At 62.8% G+C, this 277-nt stretch carries 1 protein-coding gene; it reads right to left on the bottom strand.

The window, feature by feature from the left end:
• Positions 1-226: alpha/beta hydrolase-fold protein (locus SB679_RS23975; RefSeq protein WP_410704744.1), on the bottom strand; the 226-nt coding region annotated here is incomplete at its 3' end.
• Positions 227-277 lie beyond the last annotated feature (51 nt).

The following is a 277-nucleotide window of genomic DNA, read 5'->3' on the forward strand; positions in this document are numbered from 1 at the left end:
CTTGCGTGACCCAGTCGTCGGCATTGCCGTTATTGCCGTGCAGGAGATACAGCACCGGGATGCGGGCGGCGTCGTGGCGATAGCCGGTCGGCAGATAGATCGTATAAGCCCAATCGCGATCGAGCGCGTCGGAATGGAAAGTCCGGCTGATGACAGTGCTGCCGATAGCCGGCGCGCCGACGGCGGCGCACAGGACAAGCAGCGTGGTGTGAAGAAGTAAGCGCATGTCAGTGTAGGAGGCGACGGCGCAAGTCGCGCGCGGCCATGATGCTATCAG

Origin of the sequence: Chryseobacterium sp. SIMBA_029 (assembly GCF_046535275.1) — a bacterium.
Lineage (GTDB): Bacteria > Bacteroidota > Bacteroidia > Flavobacteriales > Weeksellaceae > Chryseobacterium.